At 45.2% G+C, this 16,404-nt stretch carries 12 protein-coding genes and 2 pseudogenes; 8 read left to right on the forward strand and 6 right to left on the reverse strand.

Annotated features, from left to right (window positions below; translation table 11 throughout):
• Window positions 1-18 precede the first annotated feature (18 nt).
• The 3 genes from C162_RS03700 to C162_RS03710 are packed head-to-tail and all read right to left on the reverse strand — an operon-like array spanning window position 19 to window position 3,432.
• Window positions 19-1,560, reverse strand: coding sequence for a DUF3502 domain-containing protein (locus tag C162_RS03700; RefSeq protein WP_036691350.1), 1,542 nt, complete (start codon window positions 1,558-1,560; stop codon window positions 19-21).
• A 38-nt stretch (window positions 1,561-1,598) separates the two neighbouring features.
• The gene (locus C162_RS03705) at window positions 1,599-2,483 is read right to left on the reverse strand and encodes a carbohydrate ABC transporter permease (protein WP_036691351.1); all 885 of its coding nucleotides are present in this window, start codon (window positions 2,481-2,483) and stop codon (window positions 1,599-1,601) included.
• Between the two features lie 10 nt (window positions 2,484-2,493).
• Entirely contained in the window at window positions 2,494-3,432 is a 939-nt protein-coding gene (locus tag C162_RS03710; RefSeq protein ID WP_036691353.1) for an ABC transporter permease, read from the reverse strand.
• A 255-nt stretch (window positions 3,433-3,687) separates the two neighbouring features.
• On the opposite strand from C162_RS03710, the gene C162_RS03715 reads away from it, so the two are divergent.
• Window positions 3,688-6,018 (forward strand): helix-turn-helix domain-containing protein, encoded by a 2,331-nt coding sequence (locus C162_RS03715; protein WP_036691354.1) that lies wholly within the window; start codon window positions 3,688-3,690, stop codon window positions 6,016-6,018.
• A 97-nt stretch (window positions 6,019-6,115) separates the two neighbouring features.
• Here C162_RS03715 and C162_RS03720 read toward each other — a convergent pair whose 3' ends face one another.
• Together C162_RS03720 and C162_RS03725 are read right to left on the reverse strand one after the other, a co-directional pair.
• Complete coding sequence (locus C162_RS03720) at window positions 6,116-7,033, reverse strand: VOC family protein (protein WP_036691355.1); 918 nt, start codon at window positions 7,031-7,033, stop codon at window positions 6,116-6,118.
• Window positions 7,034-7,207: 174 nt separating this feature from the next.
• Window positions 7,208-8,461, reverse strand: a complete 1,254-nt coding sequence (locus C162_RS03725; protein ID WP_036691356.1) for a mechanosensitive ion channel family protein — start codon at window positions 8,459-8,461, stop codon at window positions 7,208-7,210.
• Between the two features lie 128 nt (window positions 8,462-8,589).
• Here C162_RS03725 and C162_RS03730 point away from each other — a divergent pair, with 128 nt between their 5' ends.
• Window positions 8,590-9,156 carry a TetR/AcrR family transcriptional regulator gene (locus C162_RS03730; RefSeq protein ID WP_036691357.1) on the forward strand — a complete coding sequence of 189 codons (567 nt, stop codon included), beginning with the start codon at window positions 8,590-8,592 and terminating at the stop codon, window positions 9,154-9,156.
• Between the two features lie 61 nt (window positions 9,157-9,217).
• The gene (locus tag C162_RS03735; protein WP_036691358.1) at window positions 9,218-11,059 is read left to right on the forward strand and encodes an alpha/beta fold hydrolase; all 1,842 of its coding nucleotides are present in this window, start codon (window positions 9,218-9,220) and stop codon (window positions 11,057-11,059) included.
• 221 nt (window positions 11,060-11,280) lie between these two features.
• Here C162_RS03735 and C162_RS03740 read toward each other — a convergent pair.
• A pseudogene (locus tag C162_RS03740) lies at window positions 11,281-11,892 on the reverse strand (Rpn family recombination-promoting nuclease/putative transposase); the annotation flags it as partial.
• A 328-nt stretch (window positions 11,893-12,220) separates the two neighbouring features.
• Here C162_RS03740 and C162_RS03745 point away from each other — a divergent pair.
• From C162_RS03745 to C162_RS35865, 5 genes and pseudogenes are all read left to right on the forward strand, one after another.
• Window positions 12,221-12,655 (forward strand): Rrf2 family transcriptional regulator, encoded by a 435-nt coding sequence (locus C162_RS03745; protein WP_036691400.1) that lies wholly within the window; start codon window positions 12,221-12,223, stop codon window positions 12,653-12,655.
• A gap of 151 nt (window positions 12,656-12,806) precedes the next feature.
• Complete coding sequence (locus tag C162_RS03750; protein ID WP_036691359.1) at window positions 12,807-13,691, forward strand: SDR family oxidoreductase; 885 nt, start codon at window positions 12,807-12,809, stop codon at window positions 13,689-13,691.
• Window positions 13,692-13,920: 229 nt separating this feature from the next.
• The gene (locus C162_RS03755; protein WP_036691360.1) at window positions 13,921-14,193 is read left to right on the forward strand and encodes a hypothetical protein; all 273 of its coding nucleotides are present in this window, start codon (window positions 13,921-13,923) and stop codon (window positions 14,191-14,193) included.
• A 417-nt stretch (window positions 14,194-14,610) separates the two neighbouring features.
• Window positions 14,611-15,501: a GNAT family N-acetyltransferase gene (locus tag C162_RS03760; protein ID WP_162174438.1), complete on the forward strand. Its 891-nt coding sequence runs from the start codon at window positions 14,611-14,613 to the stop codon at window positions 15,499-15,501.
• Between the two features lie 643 nt (window positions 15,502-16,144).
• Window positions 16,145-16,404, forward strand: a pseudogene (locus C162_RS35865) (hypothetical protein); the annotation flags it as partial.

The raw sequence follows: 16,404 nt of genomic DNA on the forward strand, positions 1-16,404 counted from the left end.
TCTGTGTTTGAAGTGCTGTTATTTCCCGGCGGTGACGGCATCAATCTGGGCCTGGATTTCATCAACGACTTTTTGCCCGCCGAGACTGGCCATCTTATCCTCCATCGTTTTCTTTCCTTCCGCCGCAGGGATCAGGCCTTGGCTTAATGGCAGGAAGATCGAATCGTGCAGCGGCGTGATTTTGGCATATTCCGTCTTTACCTTCTCAGCGTTGAAGTTGAAGCCTGCAATCGGACTCAGCGTGAAATTGGACGTCTGGGTCGAGAAGTCGAACCACTTCTTATCATCTTGCATCATGGTGTCAGGTGTGCGGTTCAGCGTTGGCCGCCAGGTCAGCACATACCCAGGGAATGTATAGCCGGACAGCGCCTTATAGCTCGAATCGCCGACAGGCTCCCAGTCCTTCCCTTGAATGCCGTATTCCATCAGATCATGGTTCTCCTTAATCGACAGCCAGTTCACTACATCCATAGTGACATCGGAATGCTTAGAGGTCGTCGGGATACAGAGGAAATTCCATTGCTGATAAGCCGTATAAGGCTTAGCCTGCTCCCCGTTCGGAACGAAAATCTCAAGCTTGTCGCTGCCGTCCTTCAGCATTTCCGAGTATTTCAGTCCCTCGACCCCATCAGCTGCATAGTAGGTCGCCGCATATTTACCTTGCTTGAACAGCGTCTCGGCATTTTGCTCCTGGGCAATATTTTTGGAGATAATCCCATCCTTGTAGTATTTGGTAACGCGTTCATACGCATCGGCAATCGTCGGACTGGCCCATTGGCCAATGACCTTCTTATCCTTGATCGAATACGAGAACATGTTGACCCCAATCTCCAGTACTTCATCCTGTGCCAGATTCGCAGAGTTACTTAGGAAGAATGGCAGCTTATCCGCCTTAATTCCGTTAATGACAAAAGGCTTGATGTCTTTCTCATTTTCCTTGACCGCATACAGGAATTTCTCCAGATCATCCAGGGTCTTCAGCTCGGGAAGCCCGTATTTCTCGCGTAAATCCTTACGGATCAGTACGCCATACAGCTGGCCTTGGGTGGTGCCGAGCGGAATCCCCATAATTTTGCCGCCGAATTTGTTATACTCCCACATTTCCTCCGGAATGGACGCCTTTAGCTCGGGCCGAGCAGCCACTGCCGCATCCAGCTCCGTTAACGATTTACTCTCGATCATCTGGTTCATGGATAGCCATGGGGCATCCAGGTACATATCGAACTCTTCCCCGGCAGACATCTTCACGGATACTGCATTCCCGTAATCGGTCCAAGGCATGAAGTTGATATTCAGAGCGGCTCCGATATTATCCTTTTTCAGCTTGTCGTTGACCGCCTGCAGCACAGCATCGAATCCCGCAGGTTTATCTCCCGGGAAATAAGCCTTCAGCGTCACTACTTCTTTGGAAGCAGGCGCTGCCCCCTCTGAACTGGACGGGGAATTCGTAGAATTCGCCGTACTGCCTTCATTCTTCGCATTTCCCCCGCAGCCTGCCAGCACCAGTGACGACACCAATACCGCTGTTGTTGCTGTGCCAAACCATTTTTTTAACCTCATCTCGTTACCCTCCTGTATCTATGGACAATCTGATTGACTTACCCTTTTACAGCACCAACCGTTAGACCTTTGACAAAATATTTCTGAAGCATCGGATACAGCAGCACAATCGGGCCGATGGTCAGTACCGTGGTCGCCATCCGCACCCCGTACGTCGGTGGAGTCACTGCAATCGCTGCACCGGAAGGGATCAGATTCCTGGCCGCTTCCATATTGGAGACCATCCGGCGCAGGATTAACTGCAGCGGGAATAACTTCTCATTATCGATGAACATCAGTCCCATGAACCAGTCATTCCAGAAGCTCAGCGCATAGAAGAGGCCGACAGAAGCCAGAATCGGCGTGGAGATCGGTATCATAATCTGGAAGAACACTCTCATCTCATTCGCTCCGTCTATTCTGGCGGCTTCCTCCAGCTCCTCAGGTATAGTGCGGAAGAAGCTGACCAGCAGGAAGACAAGGAATGGCTGGCATAACATCGTCAGTATGAGCACCCAGATCGTATTCTGCAAATGCAGCCACTGGCTGACTACAATATAGAACGGAATGATCCCTCCCGAGAAGAGCATAGGCAAGTAGCAAAAAAACAGAAAGGGCGTTTGCAGAACATTCCGTTTATTCGCCAGTGAATAGCCGAGCATGGCAGAAATGCACAGGGCGCTTAAGGCCCCGACAACCGTGATGAACAGGGTAACACCATAGCCGTTAAAAAGTACATCTGATTGCAGAACCGCCTTATAGGCGGCCAGCGATAATTTTTGCGGGAATAAGGTATAGCCGTGCGCGATCAGCTCCTCCTCATCCGTAAAGGAACCGGCAATCATCAGCAGAAAAGGAAACAGACAAAATAAAGTGAACAGCAAAATGAACGTATGGGCGAATGCCGTAAAGGTGCGATCCGCAGCGCTATGTTTCTGTCTCATAGTTACTCTCCTAGAATAAAGCAGATTCTTTAGATACCCTGCGGGTTACCCAGTTGGCAGCAATGACGAAGATCAGACCCATAATGGACTGGAACAGGCCTACTGCCGAAGACATGCCAAAATCGTGCAGCTGCCGCATCGAGCGGAAGACAAAGGTATCAATGACGTCGGTAGTCGGATACAGCATCGAGTTGTCGCCAATGATGGCATAGATCATCGCAAAGTCCCCGTTGAAAATTTTGCCCACGGCCAGCAGCGTCATGATCATAATCGTCGGAACCAGCAGCGGCAGCGTAATGCGCGTCACAATCTGCAGTTTAGAAGCCCCGTCGATGCGGGCCGCCTCATATAGATCCTCCGATATGCCCGTAATGGCGGCCAGGAAAATAATCGAGAGATAACCGGCCCCTTGCCACACCCGGATCACCGTCAGAATATAAGGCCAGAGACTTGACTCAAACATCCAGTTGACCGGTTCCATACCGATATTGTGCAGCCAGACATTAATCATGGGCTCTTCCCCGCCGAATAAGGATTGGACAATCATCCCGATCACAATCCAGGACATGAAGTATGGAAGGAAAATAAGCGACTGCGATATCCGTTTGAAAACCTTATTGCGGATCTCATTGAACATGAGCGCGATTAGAACGGCTGCGGCTGTCGTGAACACAATAAACAGCACGTTAAGTAGCAGTGTGTTCCGCAGAATCGTCCAGAAGTCATCTGATGTAAAAAAGTAATTGAAATTTTTAAATCCTACCCAGTCACTCCCCGTGATCCCCTTGGCAAAATCATAATCTTTGAAGGCAATCATAATCCCGTATATGGGAAAATAACTGAACACGAGAAAAAATAACAGCCCCGGTACAGCCATCACATACAGAAAAGGATTCTGCGTGATATGCCTCCATTTTGAACGTTTACCTGCGTTAAGCGGGTAGTTCATTTGTACATCCCCCCTTCCTCAAGACCGGTAATCGCCTGAGGAGCGTCCCGTTATCTATGCCGTCACCTTATCAAGCCCTTGCGCCCTGAGCAATTCCGAGAAACGCCAATCCTTCCCGCAAGTGCAGATTTAACGCCTTCCCAAAAACAACACTCTTCCCAAAACATACGATTCGGCAGACGAAAATACCCTGTGTGCTATAATAAATCTACTTATAATGAGCCGGACAGTTATGATTACGGAGGTTCCAGAGCCATGAAATTCAGACAACCGTTCTTCGCCTCGCTGAAGCGGCACCCTACTTACATGAAGCTTATTTTTTACTTTGTCAGTGCAAACGTTCTGGTCTTAGGGATATCCTTCGTACTGCTCTATGGGCAATCTTCCAAGACACTGCTGGAGGAAATCGGAGATCATTCGGAATCCCTCCTCGTGAACGGGGCCCGGAATACGTCACGGCTGATGGAATGGGCGCTTGATTTCAGCTTCTCCTCCAGTAATGACAGTGCGCTTAAGGTGTATGCCCTTTCGGACCATTACAGCGATTTCGAGACTTATGAGGTATGGAGCCAGCTGATGGATATTAAGAATGCCAACCCCTCCATTGATTCTGTCTACCTCATTAATGATTATACGAATACGGTCATTGACTCCAGACTTGGGTTAAATGATACCGCAGCTTTTTACGATCAGGATATTATTAAGCGCTTACGTGACCCGGAAACAGCGAACCATAGCGTGCTTATTCCGAGAACCTTATCCCTCCCCCTTACCGGGAACACACCCAAAGAAGTGATGACCATTGTCAGATTTTATGAAAAAGGCAGCTCTATCTCCGCGTTCGTCATGAATGTGGATACTCAGAATCTGATGACCCTGCTGCAGAACAATTCAAACTTCGCGAGCCGCTCGATTACCGTGCTGAATGACCGGGACGAGACGATTTTTAGCAGCACGCCAATGAATCCGCAGCAGATTGCCGAGCTTAGAAGCCACGGGATGAAGGGAGCCAGCGGCTGGAAGCTGTTTCAGCCCCAGGATCAGGGAGAGAAGCTGGTGGTCTATGCCGACTCCTCCGTTAAGGGCATCCAGGATTGGACCTTCATTGAGATGATCCCGAAGTCCGCCATCCTGAATAAAATCACGGTCCTGCGCGATACCAGTCTGATCCTGTTCCTCATCTTGTTCGCAGCCTCCCTGGCGGTGATTATTCTAATCTCCAAACGGGTGTACTCACCCATTCAGGAGCTGATCAGCCGGGTCATGCGGCAGCATCAGGCGGAGAAGCCCGGCCTTGGAGTGAACGCCAATGAACTCGAATACTTATCGAGCGTTTTCACCTCACAGCATAATCAGATTCACGAGCTTACCGAGCAATGGCGGCATAATAAATTTCTGGGCAGAGAGCGGTTCTTAAGGGATTTTCTGGGGGAGACCTACCATTCAGCAGCGGAGATCCGCGCTCAATTCGTGGAATGGGGGATTGATCTGCCGGAGGATCAGCTATCCGTAGCCATCTTCCGGATCGACCACTTCGCAGAATTCTCGGGAGTGTACCCGGAGAAGGACCGGCGCCTGCTCCGGTTCGCGATGTCCAATATCATTCAGGAGTCGCTGCAATCGTCCAGGCACAAGCTGCAGACGGTAGATATGGGGGACGACCACGTGGCTGTAGTCTTATCGGGTCCCTTGTCAGAGGAATTCGCGAAGGAGCTGCAAGTGGCAGGGCAGCTGATCCAGCAATATCTGTCCGTAGGAACTACCGTGGCCTGGGGCCGGACATTGCCTGGCTTAACCGACATGCATGAGGTGTATCTGGAGACGTATGATCTGACGCAGGAGAGGTTCCGCTTCGGACACCGGTCGCTCATTGTGAAGGAATGGCTGCCTGCTGCGCCCGGGGAATTGTATCATTTGCCTGTGAGTCAGGAGCGGCAGATCGCCCAGGCTATACTCAAGGGGGACGCCGCCGTCATTCTGGAGGTCTTACGCTCAGCGGTTGTGAAGCTGCGGGAGCTGCCTTATTTTGAATGTAAAATGTCGCTGATTACCTTGTTCATGGACATCCGCCGGCTTATCCAGGAGCATTCCTCCCAGCCGCTGCCCAGCTCGTGGGGACTGACGTCCATCGAGAAGCAGATCATTCGGCAGGAAACGATGGATAACGTCATGCCCTGGATGGAGGCTTTGATTACCAAGACGCTCGAAGACATTGCGGCCGCACGCAGCCAATCCAAGAATATCGCCCTGATCGGCCAGGTGGACCAGTTCATCGAGAGTCATCTCACCGACCCGAATCTGTCTGCCACCATGCTGGCCGATCACCTGGGCTTGTCCGTCAATTATTTCCGCAGTCTGTACAAAGCAGAGACCACCCAGTCCATCACCGATAAAATATCCGAGAAGCGGCTAACGTTCATCTGCCAGGAGCTCATTGCCTCCGACTCGCCGATCGAGCCCATCGTGCAGCATTTCGGCTTCTCGTCCCTGAACACCTTCTATTCCAGCTTCAAGAAGGTATACGGCATGACCCCGGCCCAGTACCGGAAGAAGTACCGGGCCGGGGATGGAGGGGAGAAGGTGTAGGGCAAGTGAAACCTGTACCTTCTTATATTTGCGCGCAAAGAAGCGATAAGGATGTGTTCCTTATCGCTTGTGTTGTTATTCCAGCAAATTGCCTCTTTTATTCTCCCTTATAGGCCTTACGCAGCTCTGCAAGCTCAAACTTCTTCATCTGCAGAAAAGCCTTCGTCACACGCGCCAGCTGCTCCGGCGTACCCTTCTTCATCATCTCATTCATCTCCGCCGGAATAATCTGCCAGGAGATGCCGAAGGCATCCTTCAGCCAGCCGCATTGCTCGGCTTCAGGAACTGCGGACAGCTTGTCCCAGTAGTAGTCAATCTCTTCCTGAGAATCGCAGGATACCATAAAGGAGACGGCTTCATTGAAGCTGAACTGATGATTATGCGCACTGTCCATTACCGTGAACCACAGATTCTCCAGCATGAAGTCCGCGAACATAATCGTTCCTTCCTGATCCGGCGCAGAGCCTGCCGGGTAGCGGGTAAGAAGACCTTGCCGCGAATCCTTGAATACGGACAGATAGAAGGACATCGCCTCTTCCGCCTTCCCGCATCGATCCCCCACGAACAACAAGGAAGGAATGATCGCAGGCCGCTCTTCCCCTGCCGGATTCGTGAGAATCAGCTGCCAGGACACTCCGAACTTATCCTGAATCCAGCCATACCGCTCACTGAACGGATACTTGCCGAGCGGCATCAGGGCGGTGCCGCCTTCAGCTAACTTATCCCACACCTCATCTAATCTCTCTGCTGCATCCTTTTCCCGTGAGGGATCAAAATTCACAAAGAATGACACAGCCGGATTCAGCTTGAAATACGGCCCCCCGCTGATCGCCATGAACGGCTGCCCCCAGACCTCAAAAGAGACCTGACCCGCATCGCCGGACGGCGTATCATGAATGGTGTTCACACTTGTAACTCTGGATTCCGGGAACACAGAAGCATAAAAGCGGGCGGCTTCTGCCGCCTCCTTGTCATACCATAGATGCGGGACAATTCTCTGTCTAATGCTGGCCACAACGATTCCTCCTCAGCTTCCTGTCCGTTCCGGTCCAAGGACAGGGATAGGGCTTCAATTTGCTTTATTATACACTAATGAGGGGCTACTTCATTCTTTAATTGGACAACATTGCAACATTGCCCGGCCTCCGGCCTGGCCCGCAAAGGCTAATCCTCTTCCATTGCCATATCCTCAATACCCCGCCGAATACTCTCTTCTCTCTTTTAAATTAACAATATCCTGGCCCGTCGGGTTCTGGAAAACGCGAAGTCCAAACAGAGGAATAATCGCAAAAATGTGATCAAAGATATCCGACTGTACCGACTCATACACACCCCAGGTCGTCTCATTGCTGAACGCATAGATTTCTAAGGGCAGTCCACTGTCTCCTGCTTCTAACTGTCTGACAATGAGCGTCATATCCTTATGAATTTTGGGATGATTGCGCAGATATTCTTGGACATATTCCCGGAATACTCCGATATTCGTTAGCTGTCTTCCATTCACTTTGCTCTCCATATTGATATGATGTTCGATATTATAAGCGTTAATTTCATCTAATCTTGTCGTGACATAATCGCTGAGATAGTGTACTTTCCGGAACTCTTCAATCATTTCTTTGGTACAAAAACATATGCTGCTTGTATCAATACAGACACTTCGCTTCATCCTTCTGCCGCCAGAAGCTTCCATGCCCCGCCAATTTTTAAAAGAGTCTGAGATCAGGGCATAGCTTGGAATCATGGTAATGGTTTTATCGAAATTCATCACCTTTACCGTATTCAGCGTAATGTCAATTACATTGCCGTCAGCATTATATTTAGGCATTTCAATCCAGTCGCCTACACGGACCATATCGTTAGAGGATAATTGCACCCCTGCCACGAGGCCCAATATAGAATCCTTGAAGACCAACATAAGAACAGCAGATAAAGCACCCAGTCCACTAAGAAGAATCAGCGGATTCTGTCCCATGAGGTTAGAAATCACTATAATAGCAGCAATAATATACAGAATAATCTTCGCAACCTGAATGTAACCCCTGATCGGCCTAATCTTGGACACTTCATACGTACGATAAATAGCATCGATGGCATCAAGCAGGGCATTAAACACCGTGATCGTTACGATAATCATATAAGTTAAGGCGAGCTTCGTGATGATATCCTGATACAGCGGATAAATAGATGCAGCGTAATAAATGATAAAGGCCGGAGCGAGATGCGACAGCTTGTGGAACACTTTTTTCTCCAAAAAGAAATTATCCCACGTATACCGGTTGTTATTAATGATATGGATGATGATCTTCAGTACGATTTTTTTGGCGACAAGATTGGCCACTACAGAGAGCATAGCAATAAATAAAACCATGATGATATTCGAGAGATACACACTCATTTGCTCGCTCACGCCATATCCTGCAAGGTGTTCTTTAATAAAATTCATCATTTCCTCCTGACAGGTGCATAGTAGCCTACAATTATAGATGAATATTAGGGATTACGCAAAAATGAAAATACTTGCAATGTTTGAATTAGTACTATATAGTTCTAGTCATGACAAAGGTAAAAATAATGAATCAAAAACGTGTGATTGAAGTAGCGGCAGCCTTATTTTTAGAAAAGGGATTTGCTTATACCAGCATGGATGAATTAGTACGTGTAAGCAAAGTGTCCAAATCGAATGTGTATTATCACTTCGCTGATAAGGAAGAATTGTTAGCAGGAGTCGTTGATTATTGGATTGAAACATATGAGCGTGCAATGGATGAAATCCTTTCTCAGAATCAATTACCCGTTGAAGAGCGTGTCCAGATGTTTCTAGAGCATTTATCGCAAGGAGTTCAGTCCAGAGAGTATAAGGGTAGCTGTCCATTTATTACTCTTTATATTCAAACCCCTGCACAAGCAACGCACATAAAGGAAAAAATAGGTCTCTTTTTTACAGGCTTACAAATGAAAATCTCTCTATTACTACAGCAAGGAGCAGAAAAAGGCGAGTTTAGAGATACGATTCATATTGATGAGGTAGCGGCACTTTTTATAACGAATCTGGAAGGAGCGCTGTTTCTGTCAGAGACATTGAAGGATGCAACGGTGATCACGAAAACAGCCAGCCACTTTTTTAACTTGCTTCGATAAGCGAAGCATTTTTTTTGCACAAGACTAGTACCATTCAGTACTAAAAAGGAGCGCACATGTTATGAGAACGATATTTTTAACAGGTGGAACAGGTTTTATTGGAAGGCAACTTGTGGAGGAGCTTCTTAAAGAGGAGATTATGATTTTTCTTTTAGTGCGGTCAAAAAGTAAAGCAATACGTGTTTTTCAGGAAAAAGGGATTCTCAACGAGGCAGCCCTATTCTTTATTGAAGGTGATTTGACGAAACCGGATTTAGGTCTAAGTGATGAAGATAAAGAAAGGGTACTCAGCACGGATGTTATTATTCACGCAGGCGGACAAATGGATATTCAAGCGACAACGCAAGAAGCAACTTCTGTGTTTTTAAATGGTGCCAAGCATATCAGTGAATTCGCCAAACGCATCCAGCAATTGAAGGGTTTGCAGCAATTTATTCATGTAGTTGGATATATGTCCCCCTTTGATGATGATAATAGCAAGGTTGCGATTGATGTGTTTCAAGAAGGGCACGACTATTTGAAAATAAAAAATCCTTATGAAAGAACAAAGTTTTTAGCAGATCTGTATATTCGCCAGCAGGCATCCGCAGTAGGCTATCCGCTCTCTGTGATTAATCCGCCAACCGTAGTCGGCAGCAGTACAACAGGAAGTACAGAGCAGGTAGCTGGCTTAGGCTTGCTTGTGGAGAGTATGCGCAGAGGGCTGATGCCAGTTATTCCTGGAGGCAAGGGGTATAAGTTACCGCTTATTTCAAACGATGCGCTGGCGAAGTTTATTGTTCAGGTTGTTAAGCTGGAGCCATCGTCTATTGAAACCTATACACTTGTTCCAGACAACCAGCATGATCCGGATATATCTGAATTATTAGGCGTTATGTCAGAAAGTATGAATATGGCCGCACCTGCAATCTCCGTGCCGCTTCGCTTCATGAAGGCACTTATGAACAGCGGGATCAGTAAAATCACACGAATTCCATCGGACGGACTGAATTTCATTACAAATAGAACCTTTTCAAATGATTTACCGAAAAAAGTCATGGGAGAAGATTGGTTTACTAAAACGAGTGTGATGAATTTTTTCCCGGCCGTAGTAGCAGATTTGGATTATCGCTTGATGTACCCCAATGACCAGCATAATCATGCTTTTGAACGAACCTTAATCGGAAATACTGTGATTTATCAAATACCAGGTGAGGGCAGGCCATTTATTTTATTCCACGGTTTGCTCAGTGATGGAGCCGATTTGTTTCCTTTAGGACTAGAGCTTCATGAAAAAACGGGTCGACCGGTATGGATTCCGGATCTCCCGGGTTTAGGACGTTCCCCTTTTAAGCGGGAGAAGAGTCTTCTGGATCTCTATTTGAATGTAGTGAAGGAGTTATCAGGAAAAGCCACTCACGGCGCACATTGGATTGGCCATTCCTTCGGCGCGGTTATTCTGCTGGAAGCGTTAGCGAGAGAGTACCTAGATACGAATAATGCGATTACTTTACTTCAGCCACCTGTTGCCAATAAAAATTCTAAACCGTTTCACGCTCCTCAATTTATGAACAAATGGGCATTGAAGTTAGCAACGGCTAATTCATTAGAACGTTATTTAATTGATAATGGTCTGTTTGAAAATATAGAGAGCATTCCGAAACACTATATTGCCAAAGTACGCAGCAGCTTCACTTCGCCTAGAATTGTAAATACCACTCTTCAACTCAACCGTTTCCTGTCAAAAAACTTTCAGGGTGATTTCACCAAAGTACCAAGGTCTATTCTTCATGTTATTTGGGGAGATCAAGATCGGCGCTATTCTGCTCCAGTACAGCTTGGTAACGTTGATGTTGTTCCGTATGGTCATCATTTTCCTCTTAGCCATCCAGGGAAAGCGGCTTGTTATATTCTAGGGAATTAATAATACATCCTCAGGCATGAAAAAAGACACCTCTTAAGGTGTCTTCTGCTTTACTCCATATTGGAGCCGAGGGGAGTTAAACCCCTGTCCGAAGATAACGGAACATAAGCTTCTACGAGTGTAGTTACAGTTTTGATGTCACCCTAGAAGCCCCCCGCAATTATATAATTTGCCTAACTTATAGAAAGGGATAATCCGCATATAGGCTGCTCCCTCATTCCTTACTTCCTCAAAGCATTGATCCCCTGCTCCGTTAATCCAGTGGCCTTTACAATAATCGGTATGTCTAGATTCAGGTCAAGCATGTTCTTAGCTACCTTCTTTACACCTGCCATTTCCGCACTTCCCAGCATAGATGCCTCATCATGCAGATACTTCTGTCTGGCCTCATACAACCGTCTGGCTTCTGAATCCTGACTCAAATATTGCAAGGTATCCATTGCCTTCTCCAAACCCGGCTCATTCATCTTCAGCACCTCCCATTGTGATGTATCGGCACCTTTCAGGAATAACAGCCAATTGATCACCCCGCCTTCAGACGGAACGCTATGTTCATCCAGCTTCGGCAACTCCAAGAAATGCACCTCAATGTCGTCAATCAAGGATATCCCTGTTCGGTCCTCCCGCAGATGAAATACGTTATGATATTGCTCATTCTTCAAGAACGTATAGTTTAAAATGTTTATCGTCACGCATTTCCTCAACTCTGGATATTTGTCTCCCTGACTCAGTTGACTCGCATACCGTTTGCTCCAATAAAACATCGTTCTCTTTTCAATGTCATACTTATTAAACAACTGCATCTCTATATCAATCAGTTTACCTTCAGAACGGTTACCCATTAGTTGAATATAATCCTCTTCGGAGCACATTGTTTGCATAATTTATTTTAACAATATACTCAGCGTTATCGTCGTCATTCAAGTTTTTCTCATGCTACGATGCACCTATTCTACTTTCCTAACGTTATCGCAGCATATTCTAACAATTTTGAGAAAGATGTGGATGATTAGATGCTGCGAACATCGATGGTCCATTGGAGGCTGTTGGCAATGTAGCTGTGGGGCATAGTATTAAAGAGGTTATTAGAAGCCCTTTGGATAGGCAAGTTGACAATCGCAATAGGTGTAACTATAATGGTTGCAGAAGGGGGTGCCTGCAATAAAAATAAGCACTAGATTTTCTGTAGCAATTCACATACTGAGTTTTTTGTCCATTGGGAAAGATATGATTTGTACTTCAGAGTTGGTTGCAAGTAGTGTAAATACAAACCCGGTGGTCATTCGCAGGGTAACCGGGATGTTGAAAAAGGCTGGTTTAGTCAAAGTTAATTTTGGCTATGGAGGAACATATCTTTTAAAGCCAATTGATGAAATAACCTTGCTTGATGTATATCGATCGGTAGAAGTAGTTACTGAAGGGCAGTTGTTTCAGATTCACGAAGATACAAATCTGGATTGCATTGTTGGTGCTAATATTCAAGATGTTCTTAGCATTATATTAAAAAAAGTAGAGATTTCTATGGAAGATGTTCTGGCAAGTTTCACTATAAAAGATGTTGTTGATGGGATATTAAAAAAGGCTCAGTTATCTTAAAGCCTTTTTTTTTACACAAAGTGTAACTGTAACAGTTACGTTTACACAATTGATAACTGTAGTCTTAACAGGACACAAAGTGGTACGAAAGGCTAGGCAAATGCAATAGTTAATATGCAAATAATTTACCAATAAAAGGGGAATGTACAAAATGGGGAAAATACTTGTTACTGGTGCAACAGGCGGTCTCGGCAATAGAACACTGGAGCTTCTTCTTAAGAAAGTCCCGGCAAATCAGGTCGCTGTATTGGTGCGAAATCCTCAATCCGAACAAATTGCAGGTTTTATTAAGGAAGGTGTGGAAGTCCACCAAGGAGACTACTTTGATTATAACTCCCTTTTACGAGCTTTTAATGGTGTTGAAAAAGTAATGCTTATTTCCGCAATTGCATTTACCGACCGTAACACACAACATTTCAATGTCATCGCTGCTGCAAAACAAGCAGGTGTCAAGCAGGTTATTTACACGTCAATTACAAGAAGAGAAGATTCAGACTTAATTATCCCTGAAGTTACGAGATCAGACATCTTTGCGGAAGAGGCGCTCAAGGCATCCGGTTTAGAATACACCATTCTGCGGAATCCGCCGTACTTCGAAGCCATGCCTAATTATTTCGGTAGTAACGCTTACGAAGTCGGCGTAAGAGTACCTGAAGGTTCTGGTAAAGTTGCCGCTGCATCACTCTATGATTTAGCGGCAGCCAATGTGGCTGTTCTTACACAGAACGGTCACGAAAATAAGACATATACACTAAATGGCAGTGATGCGAGATCATTCACAGACATCGCTGATGACCTCTCCGAGATTAGTGGAACAAGAGTTGCCCATGTCACTATTAGCGAAAAAGAATATGTGGAGAATTTGACGAGTAATGGTGTCCCACTTCACGTTGGTGAGTTCTTATCAGCTTGGCTACGAGGTATTAACAGCGGAGAATTCTCTGAAACGTCTGGAGATCTTGAACGACTGATTGGTCGGAAACCCATGACATTTAAAGAATTTTTTAAACAACGTTTCCAACAAAATAAGGCGTAACATAAAGAAGAAACAGGAATTGTACTTCGTTAGCTCAAAATTCGAAAACAAAGGTGCGGACAAAATCGGCACCTTTCTTCATCACAAGTCTAATCGAACCCCTGTCCGAAGATAACGGCACATAAGCTTCTACGAGTGTAGTCACGGATTTGATGTCACCCTAGAAGCCCCCCGTAAAGGGATATTTGGTATAGTTGGGTTAATAACTTGTCAGTGAGGGGGAGAACCTATGGATGAAGTCGTTCAGGTCATATATTCGCCAAGCGAAATATATAAGGTAGAAATCATTAAGCGTAACCGAGACGGACTATTTACCTTCCTAATTCATAAATGGATTGAGCATGATCCTGACATAAAAGAAATCTTGAATGAGGAGGGATTTTGGGGCCCTCTCTTCAATCAGAAATCCTTATCAGATACTGCTGAACGGGCTATCCAAACAGCTCAAGAGGCTCTGCAGAATGTATCAAGCGAGGATACCTATCCGTTCATTGAAGATTGATTAAAGCCTAGCGGATGATCACCATGCATACTCCAGAAGAAATTGAGCTATTACCCTAGTTGGGGGCGGAGCCAGAATTCAAGTCGCTAGCGCTCTCCCCAAACTTCAGCCAATCGCATCTTGGACACCTCCGGTAGAATAATTACTATTATTATAGCGAATCGGTTGGTATCGTCTAAACCAATGTTAGACCTCCGCCTGATCTCAGTAGGATATAACGCCATATAAGCTTCTACGAGTATACCTATAGTTTTGACATACGTATCCTTTTCTTATTTCTAACCCATAACAAACATACAATAACTATACATAGATAAAAAATAGATATAATTCATTCTTTAACTCGCACTACAAACCACCAAAATATAGAATTAAATATATAAAATAACTTAATTACTTCTAACAAGGAGAATGATCGTGGGGATAACTTTTCGAACTTTTAAAGATGTGGACGTCGAAAAAATAAGCAAAGCACTTGGAAAAAGCAAATATGAGCTCAATAACATAGGAAAGGTGACCTGGGATTGCTTTTCTAAACATCCCTGTTTTGAAATGTTTCATCCGGAAAAGATCGGTATTTGGGAGGATGACGGTGAAATTGTAGGAAGGGTTTCACTCGATAGTCCTTGGTATGGTGATGCAATCATATATATTAACCCTGAATATGTTGAGCTTTGTCCGGACTTGCTTCAATATGCAGAAAGTACCTTTGCCGGTACAGATGATAACGGGAATAAGTATTTAAATATTGGTGCAAATGAAGGAGATGTATTACAAGCTTGCCTTGAAGCCAACGGATACACCAAGGGAGACGAAGGCAGGACTCTGACATACTCTTTATCCGAACCGATACAAGATGTCCCTATTCCTGTGGGATTTGAAATAAAGAGCCTACAAGAAGTGTACAATTTTGAGAAACTGAATGATTTACTGTGGAGAGCATTTAATTACGAAGGAGAACCACCTGCCTATGATGACGATGTCTATTTGCCCATAAAACATGCATGGCTCGACTATAAACAAGAGATCTGCTCCGTCGCTGCAGCTCCAGATGGAAGCTATGCATCTTTTTGCGGAATGTGGTTCGATTCGGATACAAAGGCAGCCTTTATTGAACCATTAGCGACAGCAGAAAAGTATAGACATCAGGGACTAGCCAAAGCATGTATCTATGAATCCATGAAAAAATGCAAAGAGCTTGGTGCGGATATCGTCTTTGTTGCCCCTGATGAACAACCTTATCCTTGGTACAAAAGCATAGGCTTCAAGCAAACGTCGAAGAGTTACTGTTGGAGTAAGTCTTTTTAAGTAAAAGTAATGCTCAGCGGCGAGCAAGTGGAAACCTGTATAACCCCGTAGTTGACCTGACGGAAAACGATAATTTTAAAACAGCCATAGTAAAGCAGAAGACACCTGTTAATTCACCATACCGCTTCAATGCTTTGGTAGGGTACTCATAGGAGTCTATCACGGACATCTCTTCAATAGAACTCTGGCTCTAAACCAGAGTGAGACCTCCACCCGATCTTTGGAGCTCTTTTATAAAACGGTATCCCTCCAAAAATCCAACTATAAAGGCTTCCTTTATTAGCCTTCCTGATATGAGGATTATTAGATCGCATTCCCCATATTCCAAGATGTCTTCTGGCAGCCACCTCGCTCAGTATATTTCTCTCATTCCATCAAGATAGGCATTTTCAAGGGCTGCATATTCAGACAACGTTTCTCTTTTCTTCGAAAAATGCTTCAATGAAACCACATTGGTGATAGAAGTCCTTTGAAATAACAGCAGTTCCAATTATAATCTATCTTGAAATAATATCCATTAATCTATGTAAGGAGAATTGCTGTATGTGTAGTTTGAACTAGCACCTTCCGCCTTAGCCTTATATCAATACGGTGCAACCGTTACCCTTCTGCCTTCATTATGAGAGGAGTATGTGTATATTTCATGGATGAGAAATTATCCAATTACATTAATTATATAAAGGAAAAATACCCCAGTATAGAAGTCAGTAGCATTCAAACCAATTTGACAGATGGTCTACACAACGACATTGTCATTATTAACGGTAATGAAGTCTTTCGGTTTGCCAAAAATGATTTTAGTAAAGAGCTTTTACTTAGGGCGTGTCTGAAAACTAATCATATTGAAGCTACTTCAACAGAATCATCGCGGAAGCGAGAAAGGCAAAGCTTAAAAAGTTTCGA

Origin of the sequence: Paenibacillus sp. FSL R7-269, assembly GCF_000517865.1 — a bacterium.
Classification (GTDB): Bacteria; Bacillota; Bacilli; order Paenibacillales; family Paenibacillaceae; genus Paenibacillus_AQ.